Here is a 20,533-nt window from a genome sequence, read left to right as displayed (position 1 = left end):
AAGTTCAATAGAATACAAAAAGTGGAGGTGTAGCTGGATGCTAACAGATTTTATGAATTGGGTAACAGGTTCCTTCAATAATTATTTATGGTCATACGTCCTTATTGGTTTGTTGCTAGTGCTCGGACTTTACTTCACAATCGGAACGAAGTTTGTTCAATTTCGTCTTTTCGGTGAAATGTTCCGTTTAATAACTGAAAAGAAAGATAGTGAAGACGGTGTTTCGGCATTCCAAGCGTTTACAATCAGTGCAGCATCTCGCGTAGGCACAGGAAACGTGACGGGTGTTGCTCTCGCGATTGGAATTGGTGGTCCTGGAGCAATATTTTGGATGTGGATCATTGCCATCATTGGAATGGCAACCGCTTTCATCGAGAGTACGTTGGCGCAAGTTTATAAGGTGCGAGACGGCGATACATTCCGTGGGGGTCCTGCCTACTACATGCAAAAGGCTTTGGGCTTGAGAGGGTTAGGAATCGTTTTTGCTATATTACTAACATTATGTTTCGGATTTATATTTAACGCGGTACAGTCAAACACGATTAGCCAGTCATTCTCTGATGTGTTTAATATTCCGGATTGGGCTGTAGGTATTGCGCTTGTTGTGTTAACCTCAATTATTATATTCGGCGGTGTCAAACGGATTGTAAAAGTGACGCAAGCAATCGTGCCTATCATGGCCTCATTATATATTATTGTAGCTTTGTATATAGTTATCATGAATATTACTGAAATCCCTGCAATGGTTACCTTGATTGTTGAGCATGCATTCGGCGTTAAGGAAATGGTTGGTGGCGGTGTCGGAGTTGCGATCATGCAAGGCGTTCGTCGTGGGTTATTCTCAAACGAAGCAGGTATGGGTAGTGTTCCGAATGCTGCTGCGACAGCAAATGTGACGCATCCTGCTAAACAAGGACTTGTTCAAAGTCTTGGAGTTTTCTTCGATACAATTATTATTTGTTCAGCGACAGCATTCATTATTTTACTCGCTGGACTTTACGATAAAGGCGAGACAGATGGAATTCTATTGACACAAGCTTCCATGGCGGAGCACGTGGGTTCTTGGGCCCCTTATTTCGTAGCGATCGCGATTTTGTTCTTTGCATTCAGTTCAATAATCGGAAACTACTATTATGGGGAAACAAATATTGAATTCATGAATGCCCATAAGGTATGGATGACGGTCTATCGCATTGCTGTACTTGGTATGGTGATGTTCGGAGCTATGGCGAAAGTACAGACTGTATGGGATCTTGCAGATGTATTCATGGGTCTGATGGCTGTATTGAACCTCATTGTCATCGCCCTCTTGAGTCGCATCGCGTTCAAAGTATTGGATGACTTCACGATTCAGCGTAGAAAAGGATTGAACCCTAAGTTCGAAGCAAAATCGATTCCTGGTTTAAAGGGAACCGAATGTTGGGGAGAAGAACAACCAAAGTAAATTACAATGAATAATAAATAGAAAGAGCCGCTAGATGAGTCCTTCGTCTAGTGGCTCTTTTGTGACAAAAGGTCTAAATTGTATCCTTTTCTTATGCTAATGGTTATAATCATTAAGTCATATGAAACAGAAGGGATGTACGTAATGAAAAAGTCGAAAAGTGTTGTCTTTAAGCTATCCTCACTCATAATAGGAGTGTTTCTATTGTTATTTGCACTTTATGCATTAGGCACCATGGTCTATACGCACAGTATAACCGTAAATAATGCTGAGGAAATTGCAACAACGAATACAGAACGGGTTGCATTAAAGTTAAGTGAGCAATTCAAGCAAACAGATGAGTCGTTGAATACGACTAAAGAGACATTGGAAGCGATGAACTCAAATTCAAAATTGTCAGCAACCGATGTGTTATCGGTTCTTCAAGCGAATCTTAAGAGGAATCCGAATGCAGTCAGTATGAATGCGGTATTTGAAAAAGGTTTCCTTTCTACAGATGACCTATCTGAATCTGACAAGAAACTCATAGATTCGGAAGGAAGATTCATCCCGTATTTATTGAAAAATGAGGGCGGTATGAAAATCGAAGCAGCAAGCGGATATGAAAACCAAGGTGAAGGTGATTGGTATATAAAACCGAAAGCGGATAAGAAATCGCTGTTCCAAGAACCCACATCTTATGAGGTAGACGGAAAAAACAAAAGTTATACATCCTTAACTGTTCCATTACTAGCGGGAAATGGTGATTTTGCCGGGGTCATCAGTGCAAATGTGTCCCTAGACTTTCTGGGGGAGTTAACAAAGAAAATCGCTCCTGAAGGTGGTTATGCTTCGGTCATATCCGATGATGGGGTTCTTATACAAAACAGTCTGAAAGAGCAGATGAACAACTCTAATATGAAGGACGCCATTGATTGGCAATCTGTGAAAGACAAATTAACGGTTGGAAAAACAGGCTCTTTGTATGTGGATTCTAAAACGTATGACGAAAAAGCATTCAACGTTTTTGCGCCGATTACCTTAAATGATTTCGATCAGACGTGGTCTGTTCAAACAGTACTACCACGTACAGTAATCATTGCTCCTTTTGCACGTATTGTAATCTTTACGCTAATTGCAGCTGCAGTTATGGTGGTGTTAATGGGTCTCGTTACTGCATTTTTTGTATACCGCCAGATCAACCCGTTAACACGCGTTCAGAAATCAATGGAAATGGCAGCTTCAGGAGATTTGACGGAACAAGTCGACGTGAGTAAGCTGAAGCAAGACGAAATCGGCTCTGTTGCCACTTCATATAACCACATGCTCAGCCAAACAAATGAAGCACTTGTGGAAGTATTGTCAGCTTCTTCGCGTCTTACGGATTCATCCGTTCGAGTGAACCATACGTTTGAAGAGATCGTTGCGTCCAGCCATGAGGTTTCTGTTGCGACGGAAGAGATTGCTCAAGGGGCATCCAAGCAATCAGAAGACACGGAAGAGACGAGCCACCGCATAGGAGATCTCGCAGAGCAGATAACTGCAATTTCTGCGCTTTCTGAAAATATGGATGGGTTATCCCGTCAAACAGTGGAGTCTACTCAAAACGGACTTGCAGAAGTCGATCGTTTGCGTGAACAAAATGAGTTAGCGAACCGTATGAACGCACAAGTGGAACAACAAATGACAGCCTTAACGGAAAAGATTTCAGGGATTACCCATGTAATTACATCCATCCAGGGTATTACGGCTCAAACGAACTTACTGGCGCTAAACGCAAGTATCGAAGCAGCACGTGCAGGTGAACATGGAAAAGGCTTTGCGGTGGTTGCAGAAGAAGTACGTAAGCTTGCGGAGCAGTCGAGTAGTGAGACAGGAACTATTCAGCAGACAGTCCAAGAGATCTTAGATCAATCGAAAGCGACTGTTGACGTGATTGCACAAAACACAAAATCAATGAAGACTCAGAGTGAATCTGTTGCCAGCACAGAAAAGTCATTTGCACTCAATGCACAACTAACAGAAGAAATGAACCAATCGATCGTGGAGCTCTCTGCGAATTTATCCGCAATGGATTCGCATAAGGATCGGGCAATTCTAGCGATCCAGAGTGTATCAGCAGTTTCAGAAGAGACAGCTGCATCTGCGGAAGAAGTAAGCGCCTCATCAGTAGCGCAGCAACAAGAACTAGAACGTGTTGCAGATTCCGTCCAACAGATGACAATTATTGCAGGCGAACTTCAACAAGTTGTTGAACGGTTTGAACTAGCTAAGAAAGAATAGAATTATAGGTGACTAACTTTCAAAACAGAGGATGAAAATGCAAAAATTTCTCCTCTGTTTTAAATTTGTCTTGCATGTCCATGCATCTATCTGATAAGCGGAATAGGAAGAAAAGGGCAAGGATTTTGTTTCTAAAAATTTAGAGCGGTACAAGTAACGTATTGACATGAATGTATGATAAACTATTATTTCGAGGAAAAATCCCGGGTGCAAATCACTTGTAGGTAACTAAGGAAAATTTCCGACCCTTTTTGCCTATTTACTGTTTTGACACAAGATGTTAGGGTAGATAAAGAATATAAACACTATATATAGTGCTGATGCCGAAATGCCGTCATAAAGGCTTTCGCAGGAAACGCCTCCAAAATGCGTTTTCTCAGCTCTTTTTTAATTGCTAAAATATGAGAGAAATTGGAAGGAGACAGTCGATATGACACTAACCCGTGAAACGAATGATACAACACGCGTGCTGGAAGCTTTACAGGAGGAATTTGGTGCTGAACGAATTGCGCCACTGACACAAGCAAGTGACAAATGGCTTTCAAAACATGCTGAAGGTGGACTAGATGAATGGACAAATGCGATGGTTCTTGAGACGTTGAGTCTGATTGATGAAGCATCTAGCTACTGGACGTTCGTTGCAGCGCGCCTCTACTTGCAAAAACTGTATGCAGACCAGCAGAAAATTCGCGGGGGAGCAGTCTATACGAACTTTGCGAGTCACGTCGCGTCTCTAGTTAAACAAGGTCTTTATACGGAAGACTTGACGAAAAACTACACAACAGACGAACTGACAGCAATCGGGGCCCTCATTCAACCTGAGCGGGACAAGCTGTTTACTTATATCGGATTGAAAACGCTAGTGGATCGCTACGCAGCTGTCAACTACTCGAAAGTTGCTGTTGAGTTGCCACAAGAGCGTTGGCTCGTAATCGCCATGACACTTATGCAACGCGAGACAGATGATCGCATTGGTAAAATAGCTGAAGCATATTGGGCAATGAGCAACTTGTACATGACAGTTGCAACACCGACCCTTTCGAATGCGGGAAAACCACACGGTCAGCTTTCCAGCTGTTTCATTGACACAGTTGACGATTCACTGACTGGTATTTATAACAGCAATACGGATATCGCAAACTTGTCGAAATACGGCGGGGGAATTGGCGTCTATATGGGAAAAGTCCGCTCACGTGGGTCATCTATCCGCGGATTCAAAGGCGCTTCAAGCGGAGTTCTTCCATGGATCAAACAACTGAATAACACAGCAGTTAGTGTAGATCAGCTCGGACAACGCCAAGGTGCAGTAGCGGTCTATCTGGATGTTTGGCATAAAGATATTTTCACATTCTTAGATCTTAAGTTAAATAACGGGGATGAGCGTCTTCGTGCACATGATATTTTCACAGGCGTTTGCTTGCCTGACTTATTCATGGAAGCTGTCGATGCTCGCACAGATTGGCACTTGTTTGACCCACATGAAGTTCGTACGGTAATGGGTTATTCTCTGGAAGACTCTTATGACGAAGCGAAGGGTGCGGGTACATTCCGCGAACGCTATGAAGCGTGTGTGAATCACCCTGAAATTTCAAGAGAGACCGTTCCGGCAATCGAAATTATGAAACGCATCATGCGCAGCCAGCTTGAAACGGGTACACCTTATATGTTCTATCGTGATGAAGTGAACCGTGCAAACCCAAATAAGCACGCGGGTATCGTGTATTCAAGTAACTTGTGCTCAGAAATTATGCAAAACATGAGTGCCACTGAATTTGAGTCTGTCACATTGGAAGATGATATCGTTGTGACGCGTTCGAAACCAGGTGATTTCGTAGTTTGTAACTTGTCATCCGTCAACTTAGGTAAAGCCATTCCCGCAGGTGTGTTGGAGCGCTTGATACCGATTCAAGTCCGGATGCTTGATAACGTTATCGATCTAAACAAAATCCCAGTAGTCCAAGCGCAGCGTACCAATAGTCGCTACCGAGGAATTGGACTTGGAACTTTCGGATGGCATCATCTTCTTGCGCTTGAAGGAATTCAGTGGGAGTCAGACGAAGCGGTTGAATTCGCAGATCGTCTATACGAACAAATTGCATTCTTGACCATTCGTTCTTCTATGGAAATTGCAGGGGAAAAAGGTGCGTATCCATTGTTCGAAGGTTCGGATTGGGAAACTGGAGCATACTTCGACAAACGCCAATACGTATCGGACGAATGGAACGAGCTACGTAAGAGTGTTGCAGAAACTGGCATTCGTAATGGGTATCTGATGGCGGTTGCACCGAACAGTTCAACGTCTGTCATTGCGGGCTCTACAGCTTCAATTGACCCTGTATTTAAGCCGTTCTACCATGAGGAAAAGAAGGATTATAAATTGCCGGTCATTGCACCGGATTTGAACCATAATACGTACGATGTTTACCGTCGTTCTGCATATATTGTCGATCAGCGTTGGTCGATTAAGCAAAACGCTGCACGTCAGCGTCACATTGACCAATCGATATCATTCAACTTCTATGTACCGAACAATATCCGTGCTTCTGTATTGCTCAACCTTCACTTGCAAGCTTGGAAGTCAGGAATGAAAACAACGTACTATACACGTTCAACGGCTTCAGAAATTGAGGAGTGCGAATGGTGTCATTCTTAATTGCCTATGCTTCTTGGAGCGGCAATACTGCAGAAACTGCGGAATTGATTGAAAAGACATTACTGGGAGGCGGTGCATCTGTTCAGATGCATCGCATCGGAGTAGGACCCGTACCTGATTATCGTGATTTTGACGCAATGATCGTTGGGTCATTTACATGGGACCAAGGCTCGACACCTGATGAGGTGAAAGATTTTGTCCTGGATGTCGGTGCGAAGCCCAAGTGCGTGTACGTATTTGGAACGGGTGATACACAATTCGGTGGCGATGATCTATTTTGCAACGCAGCCGTGAAATTAGCCCGTTTTTATAACTCAGCGCTCAAGCCGCTGAAAATTGAACAAAGCCCGCGTGGCGCGCAAGAAACCCGCGTGACGAACTGGGCAGAAGGAGTGCTAGACCATTGGAGACACTTACACGAGTTAACGTACTGAATCCAGCAAATCCAAACAAAGCAACTGCGATTTTTGGCGGGGAAGCAAGTGGTATCCTAAACTGGAACAACTTAGCACACCCTCATTTCTATACATTGCGTCAACGGATTCGTTCCTTGTTTTGGACAGCTAATGAAGTGGATCTTACACAAGACGTGAAGCAGTTTGGGAACCTTTCAAAAGCGGAACAAGATGCATTTTTAAAGATTATCGGTTTGTTAGCAACGCTTGACGGTCCGCAGACAGTTATCGCGATGAAGATTGCAGACTTTGCGACGGATCCATCCGTTAAGTCGATCATGGCAACAATCGCTGACCAAGAGAGCGAGCATAACCACAGCTACGCATATGTACTGTCCTCTGTGACCACATATGACAAGCAAGTGGAATCGTTTGAGATGGGACGCTCAGACGAAGTATTAATGAAGCGAAATGAGCGCATCGTTGAAATTTATAACGAATTTGCGACGAATCCGACGATTGAAACTGTATTGAAAGCAATGGTCTATACGACATTACTAGAAGGTCTGTTTTTCTATAGTGGATTTGCGTTCTTCTATAACATGGCACGTCACCAAAAAATGGTGGGCACGTCAACAATGATCTCGTACATCAACCGCGATGAGTTACAGCACGGAAAAGCAATCAGTGATATTTTCAGAGCAGCACTCGCTGAGAACCCGGAGTACAATACAGAGGAATTCACGGAGTGGATTTACGATCAGTTCCGCCATTCTGTGGAGCAGGAAACAATTTGGAGCCGCTACGTGCTCGCTGATATCGAAGGCATTGATTTGGATGAAATGGACGGCTATGTCAAATACCGTGCCAACAAAATGCTTCGCATGCTCGGACTCAGCGAAATCTATCCAGAATCCATCGACAATCCTATGAAGTGGATCCGTGCCTATACGGACAACTTCGATGGAACGAAAACAGACTTCTTTGAGCAAACGTCTCGTCAATACGTAAAAACAAGTGATTTAAATGGATTCGACGATCTGTAAGAACTATAAAAACCAAGTGTTCAGCATATTGCTGTATGGACGCTTGGCTTTTTTTATGGACGAGCAGATATCACGTGTTATTCGATTAATAGGTATGTAGAAAACGAGCTGGCTAATCGCAACGACGTTAGTTTGACGATAGGGTTAAAGAGTTATGGAGGATCAGCAACAATAGAATTCTGATTAAGCGTAAAAAGTTCGGCTCTTGAGAGAAATAAAAAAGAACGCGTGTACTAAGCGACACGAGTTCTTTTTTGGGGATACGCCAACGCATATACCAGGCGATATGAGTAAAGCGTACTTAGAGTAATCATGCACTATAGACAACAAAACGTGATCAATAGTAACAATTTTTCAACATGTCATAGACTGCAATTGCGTGGTCAACTCCATGTTGAATACTTCTAATGTAATTTTATTATAACAAAGTTTGCAACTGACCTCAAAAAGTATTTAATAGTAGGTTACTTCCTGTAGAAAAATGGAAAGTTTATAATACATCTATCATGAAGAACGTAATGGATTGGTTGTATTACGGTCTGCAAGATTTTTTCTAGAAGGTTAGATAATTTATGAAAAAAATATACTCTTCTGAAATGGAAATGTTATACTGATTTCACAAGCCATAATGAATTCGAAAATGGACTGGTCTTACGCAATTGGGCTAGCGAAAGTAGTATACGAACAGTTGCTTTCCGTTTCGGCGCACGCTTTCCCGAGGGCGTGGCTTGAGCCTCCTCGGTCGCAAAGAGCGCGACACTGCGGGGTCTCAAGACTCACGCTGATCCTCCGGGAGTCGGCGCCTGCACTCCAAGCAACGGAAAGTAGGATGTATAAAGCTAATTCCAGAAACGGGCCATTATCTTTTATAACTAAAGAAAAGGGAGGGAACTGATATGATGGACATTAATCATAGAAAGTTGAATCTTAAACCTCATAGTAGTGATACAGCAAAGAGGGCTAAGGCCTTTCTTAAAGAAAGATCTGCTTTTTCCGGCAAAGCTGAAAATGCGCCAATTGATAATGTTTTAAAAGAACGAGCGGAGTACCTGCGCCAGTTTATAGAAGCTCGAAATGAATCACGGAATGAGCATAGCCAAGATTTATAACACTAACAAACAGTGAGACATCATTTTTAAATGTCGATCACAGACTGTAGGAAAACTCCAACTTCTGGAGTTTTCCTACAGTCTTTTTTTGTGCTGAATTAAACCGCTGCACAGTAAAAGACATCGTTTTACCTACCGCATAGTTGAACATTATTCAGCTAAATTTTATCTATCGACACAGATTTCATTACATAAAAGGTAGATAGTATATTTATATGAATTATTTTCAATTTAAGGAAGGGGATTTGAATAACTTTTAGAATAATAGAAATAGAAAGTCAAATATAAACAAAAATAGGAGGTATTAAAGTTTTAAAGATTACAGCACCTGAATAGAATACAAAATCATAGGAGGAAAAGAAATGAAGAAATTACTAATTGTAGCTTTACTTTTCGTTTCTACTTTCGGTTTAGCCTTAACAGATGCACAGGCTTATAATTTATTAGGTGGAAAGCACAAGACAAAAAATCTCGCTTACCGAATAAACCCGTTGCTAGAAACAAAATACCACTCTCCATTCAAAACAGCTATGGCATCTTGGGCTGCTGTAACTCCGATATCATTCGCATCTCAAGTAGGTACCAATAGAGCGCAGATTATAATCAATGGAAAAGACTATGGAAGTACTGGATGGAACGCTCAAAACACAAATTATCGAGACTTGATCGTTGCTGGAAATTATGTAGATTCAATAATCGATGCGAACTATTACTACATGTCAGGTATGACAAACTCTACTAGACAGGGTGTTTTTGCACATGAACTAGGTCATTCACTAGGATTGGATCACGTCACAAACACCAAGCAAGTAATGTGTACTTCTCGAGCGGGACGAGCCGTAATTACGCCAGGAAGTGATGATATTGCAGGGGTCAAGGCATTATATAAATAAGGAGTGAACAGGATGAAGAAATATGAGAAAATTGGATTGTTGCTTTCAGGAAGTCTACTAGCAGTTAGTCTATTTTTTGTAACGCCAAACAACAATATTGCTGATGTGCATGCAGAAGCTGATATTGTTGATCACTTTTCAAATGTTGAAGAACTTAGTGCGAGAGCCGAGCTGATTTTAGAGGTAGACGTGAATTCTACCGAAAGTATCGATTTTGGTGATTTGGTATTTACTGTATCAAATAATACAGTAAAAAAAGTATACAAAGGTAACGAGGATATGAAATCTGTTTCAATTTTAGAAACTGGTGGTATTGGTAGATTAAACGTAAATGGCAAGAGGGCCGAAGCAAATTTAATTCTTAACGATAATGAAGAGTTTAAAAAGAAGGACAAAGCAATCGTCTACTTAGAAAAATACGAAGGACCAATTGCAAAAGATTGTTATGTGATACTTGGCGTATACCAAGGGAAGTTCAAATTAAAAAATACAAACGAGATTGTTCCACCAAATTCTAGTGAACTTTCGAAGGAAATTGATCAATTGAGTGATCTAGACTTATGATAAGGCGAAGACAAGCCCGTGCTAGCTATATTTTAATTTCAATCATTGTTATTTGTACTCTCATGTCAGGGTGTAATCAGAGTAGCACTGATTGGGCTTTCAGTTTTGTAGTATGGAACGGTGATATTTATAAGATAGACGAAACTACTACCGTTGAAAAAGGGGAACAGATCGGAGTTGTGAGAAAGTATGTAGAAAACGAAGGGAATTACCATGGGGTCATTTCTAACTTGCTCCCCAAGGGTTCTAAATTATACTCAATAAAAGGTGAAAGCACCGACGATGCAATAGCCGTAGACTTGGATGGAACTATTGTTAAGGCTGATAATCAAGGCACCTATAAAAAATAAGTTAAAATTGGTGTTAGATGAACATTAGAATCTACAAAAGGAGGGAGATCCCATTCTGGATGTCTCTCTTTTTTTATTGGAACACTACACAATAACCACAGCATTGAATAGGCTACACTGTTTTGTTAATTGATCAAAGCCTTCTTTTATATCTCCAGTTAAAAATTTATCACTAAAATAATTGAGTGCAACTGAAGAAGAAGCTAGCTCTAATTGTGCTTCATATGAATCCAATTGAGTTTTAACTCCACCAAAAAGGTTGATGCCGGTTTGAGTTAGGCTATCGAGTCCCTCTGTAATTTGTTGGAGGGTTGATTCTATATTCACCATTTCTTCTTTACTTAATGAATCAAAGAAATTTGTATCATTTAAATACTGGCTGAAAACGAGCCATTGATCTCGAGGGCGATAGGAAAATATATCGGATGGATTTGCATTTTGGACATTGATGTCCCTAGCGAAAAAATCAGCAGTTTCATCTTTTAATTTAATTATATAAGCAGAAACACTTAATTTAAAAGCTTGTCCGTTTCGTGTCACTTCTACTTCATTACCAGCAAGCGGATCAATTGTTGGATTGTTAAAGTTTTTATTAGTGTTTTGAGCAGACATTGCGCCTTGATAGGTCAAATTTATATCCAAAATGTTCACGTCTTTCTATTTTTTATGGTTTAATACTAATATCATCTATAAACTGATAGTTTCAGGTCTTTAAATTTTCCTAGTAAAATAAATCATTATTTGATTAACTGTGTGGTAATAAGTTAAAGTATTTTAACAATAGGGTGCGATTATTGTACAAAGACTTGTGCCCATTCACCAAACGGGCCAATTTGCGGAGAATGAAGAAAGTCTAAACTAGGAATAATACAGGGTTTGCGAGGTGTTGTTAAGTGATACATCAGATGGGATTGTATGGCGAATACTTTCAAGCCATTAAAGAAGGTAAAAAGATAGTAGAAGTACGATTGAACGATAAAAAGAGAAGGAGTATCAGAGTTGGAGATTCAATAGAATTTATAAAGGTCCCCCAACAAGATGAAATTCTAAAAGTACAGGTAAGTGATCTCAGAAAGTACGATACTTTTGAGGCTATGTACAAAGATATCTCCTTTAAGAAATTCGATTGTGAAGGCTGGACAATGAAAGAAATGATAGATGGGACATATGAAATATACACCCCTGAGCAAGAAAAGGAATGGGGAACATTAGCAATTTTTATTGAATATTAAAGTGTAACTTATTCAGTTAAAGGGCGCGTTTCCTTAATAAGGATTTGCTCCTTTTTCAATAAAAGAGTCAAATGAAAGAAAACCCCAAAAATTATTTGAGGTCCTCTTAACTCAATCTACTTCTTTTATGTATAGTATGCGAGTGTTTACCGTCAAAACAGGTCATTATATCGGGTGCCGCACACACACCACCGCATGATCTGATCCAAGAAAGAATGGAACAAATGATGATTTGGTATCGAAAGGAAATAACTCACCCTCATCCTGTTGAGCATGGCGCAATGGTACATGCTTTTTTTGTTGGCATCCTTTTATTGATGGAAATGGACGAACTTCTAGACTTTTGCTGAATTTAGAAGTAATGAAAGATGGATTTCCTCCTGTCATTATTAAGGTTGAAAATCGATTGGCCTATTATGAAGCTCTTGACAAAGCACATACGACAGAAGATTATAGCGATTTTATAGCATTAGTAGAACGTGAAGTAGAAGACTCTCTTGATGTATATCTAAGTACAATTAGTTGAAAAGCATCTCTAAGAGGTGCTTTTTTGCAACCAATGAAATGAATATAAGATTATATATGAGTAATGACATACAAGATTATAAAATTGCTTTTTCCTAGGTTTTTAAACTTGCTGAGATTAAGGAAATCAGAGTCCTCGCAAAAAAACAATAAGTAATGATTCTAGATATAAAGTTTGGATGGTACTTTCTTAATACAGAACTAATTTTAAATTCAAACTAATGCGTCCGTCTTAAACGCAGATCAAAGGTTCACATATAACTCTATATAAGTGCCAATGTGAAACTGATGGATTGATCATAATATTAAGTGATATCACTTCATCCACATGTATAAAAACCACATTCCATGTTTAGATATCATACTAGCCGACACATCGGCTGCCATTGAAGATGTCTTAGTCGATCCGCACTTTTTGTAAGTATCACCTGCTGAGCGTTTAACCTCTTGTATGCAACTCTTCGTTTTCCAGCAACTCCCACCTACTTAAAGCTTTCATACTCATTCAAAAGTAAGGCAATCTGCTGAATCTGCTGCTTATTTGCTGTAGAGAGTTCAGTGCCTCCATGAGGAATGACACTATAGCCTGCGAATAACTCCTTATCTGATAGTCCCAATAACGATGCTCGTGGAATATTTGTAATCTCTGCGAACTGTGTTAAACGCTTAGATGTAATACGATGATCCCCTTTTAAAAGCCCTCGTAAAAGCGCTTCACTTACGTCCATCAATTGCGCCATTTTTGTATTCGTCATTTGATTTTCTTCCATCCATTGATTCAGTAATAATGCCGTATGTTTAGAGTCCATCCCAATCACCTCATGACTAGTATAGTGTAATTCGCGTGGAATGTACGTGATTCAAAATCCGAATGTACGAATGAATCTTTACTTCCTAACTAGACGGTTTCAGAAATCGCTTCTCCAATTCTACACTTTGCAAAAGTAGAAATTTCTACTTTTGATTTTAATGGAAAACGGATTGCATATTCTCCATTGCAATGGATTTCCTGATTCGTCTATTGAAGTCCCGAAATTTCCTCTTGATCATCCCCATTGTCTCCTAATGCACTTTGCAGAGAGTTGCTAGTTCGTTAAAAAGTTCATATTTATGCTCACTATGCAGGCGCACTGTTTGCACCCCCTCCAAATCCCTTACTTAACCGGAAATCAGACCTGATATTGAGAGAGCGAAATAGGACTTCCCCTCATATCTGTTTAAAGAATTCAAAGCTATACTCAAGTGGAGGCACAATTCATGACGATAAAATTGTGTGGATTTAAGGGTTTTAATCTGAAAATCTTCCCCGTAGATACATGCCTGGAAATAGCGGGGTTTCTATATTCCCGGGGATTAGGGTTAATAAACTGATACTTTATATCAATATTTAAGCTGAGAAAAAAGAACTGAATTCGCTAATAGGGAAAACCCTAATAGGAAATAATCAGAATAGAGTCTAGGATGGGAGTATAAGTGATTTATAAAATTCATCACGCACATCCTGTTGGTCATTAGGAAGGGAGCATGAAATTCAATGAAGAAAACGAAATTCAATCTGAATTACTTCAAGCCGGTGGAAAAGTATTCTGGTAATTGGTCTGCGCTTGAAGAAAAGAACCGTGATTGGGAAAACATGTACCGTCAACGCTGGTCGCATGACAAAGTAGTCCGGACAACACACGGGGTGAACTGTACAGGTTCATGTAGTTGGAAAGTGTTCGTCAAGAACGGAATCATTACGTGGGAAAACCAACAAATCGATTACCCTTCCTGTGGCCCGGATATGCCAGAGTTCGAACCACGTGGCTGCCCACGGGGAGCATCATTTTCTTGGTACGAGTATAGCCCACTTCGTATTAAATATCCTTACATCAGAGGGAAGTTGTGGCGTATGTGGGGACAGGCACTCACAGAACATAAGGACCCTGTCAAAGCATGGGCTAGCATTGTAGAAGATCCAGAAAAATCGACAGAATATAAGCAAGCTCGCGGGAAAGGTGGTCATGTTCGTATTCACTGGCGTGATGCGACCATGCTCATCTCCGCACAGCTCATTTATACGATTCAAAAACATGGTCCTGACCGAATAGCAGGTTTCACACCAATTCCAGCGATGTCGATGGTTAGTTATGCTTCAGGCGCGCGTTTCATCTCACTTATTGGTGGCGAGATGCTCAGTTTCTACGATTGGTATGCAGATCTTCCGCCCGCATCTCCACAAATTTGGGGTGAGCAGACGGACGTTCCTGAGTCGAGTGACTGGTTCAACGCAGGTTATATCATTATGTGGGGCTCTAACGTTCCACTTACTCGGACGCCGGATGCTCACTTCATGACAGAAGTTCGTTATAAAGGAACAAAGGTTGTTTCCGTTGCACCGGACTATGCTGAAAGTGTAACCCATGCAGATGATTGGATCTCTGCGAACCCTGGAACTGACGCAGCTGTCGCTCAAGCGATGACACATGTCATTCTGGATGAATTTTACGAACAGCGTAAAGAGCCGATGTTCTTGAATTATGCGAAACAATATACAGACATGCCGTTCCTCGTCTTTTTGGATGAACACGAAGGAGCTTACAAAGCAGGTAGATTCTTACGCGCGAGTGATATCGGTCAAGAATCACAACACGCTGAGTGGAAACCAGTTATTCTCGATGAAAGCGTCAACGAAATCATCGTTCCAAACGGGACAATGGGACAGCGCTGGGAAGACGACGTCAAATGGAACTTGCTCCTCGACAAAGAAGATGGTTCTCGCGTAGAACCTGCATTGTCCATTGCGGATGCAGATGCAGAGTGGAAAGAAATTCACTTCCCATTCTTCGACAATTTATCGAATGGTGTGTTCACGCGTCCGGTTCCAACGAAGGTGCTTACGATGGCAGACGGCACAACAAGACGCGTCGCAACGGTTTACGACATCATGCTCAGTCAATATGGTGTGAACCGAATCGGTAGCGACTTGGAAGCGAAAGATTACTTCGACAAATCGTCTATCTATACTCCGGCATGGCAAGAGAAGATTACTAGCGTTAAACCAGAACTAGTTATTCAGATTGCTAGAGAATTTGCACAGAATGCACTCGATACAGGTGGACGTTCCATGATCATCATGGGTGCAGGGATTAACCACTGGTTTAACAGTGATACGATTTATCGCGCGATCTTGAACTTGGTGACGTTAACTGCTTCGCAAGGTGTGAATGGCGGAGGCTGGGCGCACTATGTTGGACAAGAAAAGTGCCGTCCGATTGAAGGGTGGAGCACGATTGCATTTGCTAGAGACTGGCAAGCACCTCCACGATTGCAGAACGCAACGTCCTTCTTCTACTTCGCTACAAATCAGTGGAAGTACGAAGAAGCGGGTACTCAATCATTGATGTCACCACTTGGCGGAAAGGCAAGATATGAACACCCTGCGGACTACAATGTCCTTGCAGCACGTCTTGGCTGGCTTCCTTCCTATCCACAGTTCAACAAGAACAGTTTGCAGTTAACAGAAGAAGCTGCGAAAGAAGGAAAGACAACAACACCTGAGATTGTCGAGTATGTGAAAGAGCAGCTGACTTCAGGAAAAATGAACTTTGCAGTAGAGGATCCAGATGCACCGGAAAACTTCCCAAGAAGTCTATTCGTATGGCGTTCAAACTTGGTGTCAAGTTCAGCAAAAGGTCAAGAATACTTTATGAAGCACCTATTCGGAGCATCTGATGGATTGCTAGCTAAACCAAACGAACGCATGAAACCGGAGGAAGTCGTCTGGCGCGATGAAGTAGAAGGAAAACTAGACTTGCTCGTAGCTCTTGATTTCCGAATGACGACTACACCGTTATACGCGGATATCGTACTGCCAGCAGCAACTTGGTATGAAAAGGTCGACTTGTCCTCAACGGATATGCACCCATTTGTTCACCCGTTCAATCCTGCGGTTGACCCACTTTGGGAATCCCGTTCAGACTGGGATATTTATCGATCCATTGCAGAGACGTTCTCAGAAATGGCGAAAACCCATCTACCAGGTGTGTACAAAGATCTCGTCACTTCTCCACTTGCGCATGACTCGGTTCAAGAGATTGCCCAGCCACACGGAGACGTAAAAGATTGGAAGAAGGGCGAAGTTGAAGCCATACCTGGAAAGACGATGCCTGGCATGACGATCGTGGAGCGAGACTTCACGAAAGTGTACGACAAATACATCACACTTGGACCACTGCTCTCGACAGGGAAAGTAGGAGCGCACGGTGTCAGTTTTTCAGTAGCTGAAGAATACGAAATGATGAAAGGCATCAACGGCGTTTACGAAGACGACACCATCAAAGATGGATTACCTAAACTTCACACAGCGAAACACGCAGCTGAAGCCATGTTGACTCTTTCATCTGCAACAAACGGCCGCGTATCACAGAAAGCATTCGTATCAGCAGAACACGACACGGGCGTAGAGTTGAAAGATATTTCGGCAGACCGTGCAGCAGAACGATTTACGTTTGCGAGCATTACAGCGCAGCCTCGTGAGGTCATTCCAACGCCAGTCTTTAGTGGATCTAACAAACTCGGACGCAGATACTCACCATTTACAACGAATATTGAACGCATGGTACCGTTCCGCACACTCACTGGACGTCAGCATTACTATTTAGATCACGAACTGTTCTTAGACTTTGGTGAAGCGCTGCCGGTATATAAACCAACGTTACCGCCTTTAGTACTCGGACCGCACGACCGTCCGGTTGCAGGAACTGAAGATTCACTAGTTTTACGCTATTTGACACCACACGGAAAGTGGAACATCCACTCGACTTATCAAGATAACCAGCACATGCTGACGTTATTCCGTGGAGGACCGACTGTTTGGATTTCCGATGTAGATGCGATTGCGCATGATATTGACGATAATGCTTGGCTAGAAGTATATAACCGGAACGGCGTCGTAACAGCACGTGCTGTAGTCAGTCACCGGATTCCTAAAGGCACGATGTTCATGTATCACGCACAAGACAAACACATTCAAGTGCCTGGTTCAGAGATTACGGAAGAACGCGGAGGCAGTCACAACGCACCAACTCGTATCCATATGAAACCGACCCAAATGGTAGGCGGATATGCACAACTTAGTTATGGATTTAACTATTATGGACCGATTGGAAACCAGCGTGACGAATACGTAGCTGTCCGTAAAATGAAGGAGGTTAACTGGCTTGAAGATTAAAGCGCAAATTGCAATGGTGATGAACTTAGACAAATGCATCGGCTGCCATACGTGCAGTGTGACATGCAAAACGACATGGACGAACCGCGAAGGTGCTGAATACATGTGGTTCAACAACGTAGAAACGAAGCCCGGAATCGGCTATCCAAAGCGTTGGGAAGACCAGGAAATCTACAAAGGTGGATGGAACTTACGAAACGGGAAATTGGAGCTCAAGTCGGGCTCCAAGCTCTCCAAGATCGCACTCGGTAAGATTTTCTACAACCCGGATATGCCTGAGATGAAAGATTACTACGAGCCGTGGACATACGACTATGAAAAGTTGACGAATGCTCCGGAAAGTAAGCATACACCCGTTGCACGTGCTAAATCGGTTATAACAGGCGACTATATGGATCTAGAATGGGGTCCGAACTGGGAGGACCAATTAGCTGGTGGTCATATCACCGGACCGACTGACCCGAATATCGTAAAGATCGAAGAAGAGATTAAGTTCAATTTTGAGCAAGCGTTCATGATGTACTTGCCTAGATTGTGTGAGCACTGTCTAAACCCAAGTTGCGTCGCATCGTGTCCGTCAGGCGCGATGTACAAACGGGATGAAGACGGAATCGTACTCGTTGACCAAGAAGCGTGCCGAGGATGGCGCTATTGTATGACGGGTTGTCCGTATAAGAAAGTGTACTTTAACTGGAAAACAAATAAGGCCGAGAAATGTACATTCTGTTTCCCTAGAATCGAATCCGGACTTCCCACTGTATGCTCTGAAACATGTACAGGAAGAATCCGTTATCTAGGTGTCTTGTTGTATGATGCTGACCGTGTACTAGAAGCTGCAGCAACACCAGATCCGAAAGATTTGTACAAAGCACAATGCGATTTGTTCCTTGATCCGAATGATCCTGAAGTCATGGAGCAAGCACGAAAAGATGGGATTTCAGAAGACTGGATTACCGCAGCACAAAATTCACCGGTGTATAAACTGGCAATTGAATACAAGCTCGCATTCCCATTACACCCTGAATATCGTACGTTGCCAATGGTTTGGTATGTGCCACCACTAAGCCCGATCATGAACTACTTTGAAGGAAAAGATTCCATCAAAAACCCAGACATGATCTTCCCGGCGATTGAAGAAATGCGTATTCCGATTCAATATTTAGCGAATATGCTCACGGCTGGAGATACGGAAACCGTTAAAGGTTCCTTGCAGCGCATGGCAATGATGCGTTCCTTCATGAGAGCACAGTCGTCAGGAAAAGAGTTTGACGAAACAAAACTAGAACGCGTCGGATTAACAGCTTCATCTACGAAAAAAATGTATCGATTGCTCGCAATTGCAAAGTATGAAGATCGATTTGTCATTCCGACTTCTCACAAAGAAGGACAGATGAACGTCTACCGATCACAAGGTTCGGCTGGATACACGGATATGGGAACATATGGTGAGGCCATCCAATCCGATACCTATTCAGTAATGGGATCAAACGGGAGTTGTGATGGATGTGGACCTGCATCGCCAAGCGCTCCTGTAAAGACAGGTAAGGAAATTTACGAAGAGAACTTCTATGGGGGGATCTGGCGTGATTGACTTAGACCTTCTCTATGAAAAGAAACAAATTTTTGGATTCTTTGCTAAGCAATTTTCATATCCTGACAAAATGATGTTTCATCCGAGTGTGTTGGAAGGGTCTCTGAACCCTTCCGATCCATCTTATAAAGATGTCAAAGAGTATTGGGACCTAATGCAAACGTACAGTTTCGATGAAATTCAGGAAATGTATACGTATACGTTGGACTTTCAAAAAGATGCCACACTTTTCATGACGTATGTAAAATACGGCGATTCCAAAGAGCGTGGGCAAACACTTGCCCGTCTTAAAGTGTTGTATGAAATGTTCGGTCTCGTCATGCCCGATAGTGAGCTTTCTGATTCATTGCCACTCATGTGTGAATTCATCTACGCCGCTGAATGGAAAGGAGATCCGCGTGCGCAACAAAGTTTTTCAATGTTGTTAGCAGTACTCGAAGATGGTTCCTATCATTTGATGAAAGCGTTAGAAAAATATGAAAGCCCGTATCATTCGCTAGTGAAAGGGATGAGGGAAGAATTTAAAGCATGTATCCGCCGGGAGGTTCCAGCCAATGACTAGTCAATTTCTATGGGTGATTTTTCCCTACCTCTGTATTGCAGTATTCGTAGTCGGTCATATCTTTCGCTATAGACACGATCAGTTTGGCTGGACGGCGAAGTCCAGTGAATTCATCGAAAAAAAACAACTGATGATTGGTAGTTTGTTATTCCATATTGGTATCTTCCCCGTCATTCTTGGACACGTTGGAGGACTTGGTATTCCAAAAGAGTGGACGCGTGCAATGGGCGTCAGTGATCATATGTATCACATGGGTGCAGTATGGGGTGGAGGATTTTTCGGTGTCGTGACGCTCGTTGGAATGATCATTCTAACAAGTAGACGATTTACGAATAGTAATGTCCGTCATTTATCATCCGCTTCAGACTTAATCGTGAACTCCTTCTTGCTGTTAATCGTTATTCTAGGTGTGTATAGTTCTCTGATTACGAATACGATGACACCGGGATTCGACTACCGTTCGACAATTTCAATTTGGTTCCGGTCCTTGCTTATTTTTCAACCTCAGGCGGAGTTCATGGCATCAGTTCCTATTGCATTTAAGCTGCACATTCTTACGGGGTTCCTCATTTTTGCAATGTGGCCATTCACACGACTCGTTCACGTATGGAGTGTGCCGTTGAATTATGTAGGCAGAAGTTATATCCTTTACAGAAAGGATAAGAGAAACTGATGAAGAGAGAGGCGAAGTGAGC

Annotated in this window: 16 protein-coding genes; 14 read left to right on the top strand and 2 right to left on the bottom strand. The window is 42.1% G+C overall.

The genetic code is table 11. The features are described 5' to 3' along the window. The first annotated feature begins 37 nt into the window (after nt 1-37). From DVB69_RS13885 to DVB69_RS13850, 8 genes are all read left to right on the top strand, one after another. A complete protein-coding gene (locus DVB69_RS13885) occupies nt 38-1,444 on the top strand; it encodes an alanine/glycine:cation symporter family protein (RefSeq protein ID WP_370452988.1) in 1,407 nt (468 codons plus the stop codon). A gap of 144 nt (nt 1,445-1,588) precedes the next feature. Then, nucleotides 1,589-3,706 (top strand): methyl-accepting chemotaxis protein, encoded by a 2,118-nt coding sequence (locus DVB69_RS13880; protein WP_116019705.1) that lies wholly within the window; start codon nt 1,589-1,591, stop codon nt 3,704-3,706. 430 nt (nt 3,707-4,136) lie between these two features. Next, nucleotides 4,137-6,359: a ribonucleoside-diphosphate reductase subunit alpha gene (locus DVB69_RS13875; protein WP_116019704.1), complete on the top strand. Its 2,223-nt coding sequence runs from the start codon at nt 4,137-4,139 to the stop codon at nt 6,357-6,359. Further along, nucleotides 6,344-6,793: a flavodoxin gene (locus DVB69_RS13870; protein WP_116019703.1), complete on the top strand. Its 450-nt coding sequence runs from the start codon at nt 6,344-6,346 to the stop codon at nt 6,791-6,793. The genes DVB69_RS13875 and DVB69_RS13870 overlap by 16 nt, the downstream gene beginning before the upstream one ends. Next, nucleotides 6,763-7,800 (top strand): ribonucleotide-diphosphate reductase subunit beta, encoded by a 1,038-nt coding sequence (locus DVB69_RS13865; protein WP_116019702.1) that lies wholly within the window; start codon nt 6,763-6,765, stop codon nt 7,798-7,800. The genes DVB69_RS13870 and DVB69_RS13865 overlap by 31 nt, the downstream gene beginning before the upstream one ends. A gap of 896 nt (nt 7,801-8,696) precedes the next feature. After that, the gene (locus DVB69_RS13860; protein ID WP_116019701.1) at nt 8,697-8,909 is read left to right on the top strand and encodes a hypothetical protein; all 213 of its coding nucleotides are present in this window, start codon (nt 8,697-8,699) and stop codon (nt 8,907-8,909) included. 362 nt (nt 8,910-9,271) lie between these two features. Further along, complete coding sequence (locus DVB69_RS13855) at nt 9,272-9,802, top strand: matrixin family metalloprotease (protein ID WP_116019700.1); 531 nt, start codon at nt 9,272-9,274, stop codon at nt 9,800-9,802. Between the two features lie 12 nt (nt 9,803-9,814). After that, nucleotides 9,815-10,366: a hypothetical protein gene (locus DVB69_RS13850; protein ID WP_116019699.1), complete on the top strand. Its 552-nt coding sequence runs from the start codon at nt 9,815-9,817 to the stop codon at nt 10,364-10,366. A gap of 434 nt (nt 10,367-10,800) precedes the next feature. On the opposite strand, the gene DVB69_RS13840 is transcribed toward DVB69_RS13850, so the two are convergent. Then, complete coding sequence (locus DVB69_RS13840) at nt 10,801-11,358, bottom strand: hypothetical protein (protein WP_116019697.1); 558 nt, start codon at nt 11,356-11,358, stop codon at nt 10,801-10,803. A gap of 263 nt (nt 11,359-11,621) precedes the next feature. Between DVB69_RS13840 and DVB69_RS13835 the strand changes: the two genes are divergently transcribed. Together DVB69_RS13835 and DVB69_RS17715 are read left to right on the top strand one after the other, a co-directional pair. Beyond that, nucleotides 11,622-11,948, top strand: coding sequence for an ASCH domain-containing protein (locus DVB69_RS13835; RefSeq protein ID WP_483315848.1), 327 nt, complete (start codon nt 11,622-11,624; stop codon nt 11,946-11,948). A gap of 343 nt (nt 11,949-12,291) precedes the next feature. After that, nucleotides 12,292-12,474 carry a hypothetical protein gene (locus DVB69_RS17715; RefSeq protein ID WP_199562876.1) on the top strand — a complete coding sequence of 61 codons (183 nt, stop codon included), beginning with the start codon at nt 12,292-12,294 and terminating at the stop codon, nt 12,472-12,474. Nucleotides 12,475-12,955: 481 nt separating this feature from the next. On the opposite strand, the gene DVB69_RS13825 is transcribed toward DVB69_RS17715, so the two are convergent. Then, a complete protein-coding gene (locus DVB69_RS13825) occupies nt 12,956-13,282 on the bottom strand; it encodes a helix-turn-helix domain-containing protein (protein ID WP_116019695.1) in 327 nt (108 codons plus the stop codon). 725 nt (nt 13,283-14,007) lie between these two features. Between DVB69_RS13825 and DVB69_RS13820 the strand changes: the two genes are divergently transcribed. Genes DVB69_RS13820 through narI form a run of 4 tightly spaced genes read left to right on the top strand, consistent with a single transcriptional unit; the run spans nt 14,008 to nt 20,511 of the window. Next, entirely contained in the window at nt 14,008-17,685 is a 3,678-nt protein-coding gene (locus DVB69_RS13820) for a nitrate reductase subunit alpha (RefSeq protein ID WP_116019694.1), read from the top strand. After that, entirely contained in the window at nt 17,675-19,276 is a 1,602-nt protein-coding gene (narH, locus tag DVB69_RS13815) for a nitrate reductase subunit beta (RefSeq protein WP_116019693.1), read from the top strand. Before DVB69_RS13820 ends, narH begins: the two co-directional genes overlap by 11 nt. After that, nucleotides 19,269-19,838 (top strand): nitrate reductase molybdenum cofactor assembly chaperone, encoded by a 570-nt coding sequence (gene narJ / locus DVB69_RS13810; RefSeq protein WP_116019692.1) that lies wholly within the window; start codon nt 19,269-19,271, stop codon nt 19,836-19,838. The genes narH and narJ overlap by 8 nt, the downstream gene beginning before the upstream one ends. After that, complete coding sequence (gene narI / locus DVB69_RS13805; protein WP_116019691.1) at nt 19,831-20,511, top strand: respiratory nitrate reductase subunit gamma; 681 nt, start codon at nt 19,831-19,833, stop codon at nt 20,509-20,511. The genes narJ and narI overlap by 8 nt, the downstream gene beginning before the upstream one ends. The last annotated feature ends 22 nt before the right edge of the window (nt 20,512-20,533 follow it).

The sequence above is a fragment of the Sporosarcina sp. BI001-red genome (assembly GCF_003384035.1).
Classification (GTDB): domain Bacteria; phylum Bacillota; class Bacilli; order Bacillales_A; family Planococcaceae; genus Sporosarcina.
Note: the sequence above shows the minus strand (reverse complement) of the source record. Positions and strands in the feature narration are given on the sequence as shown.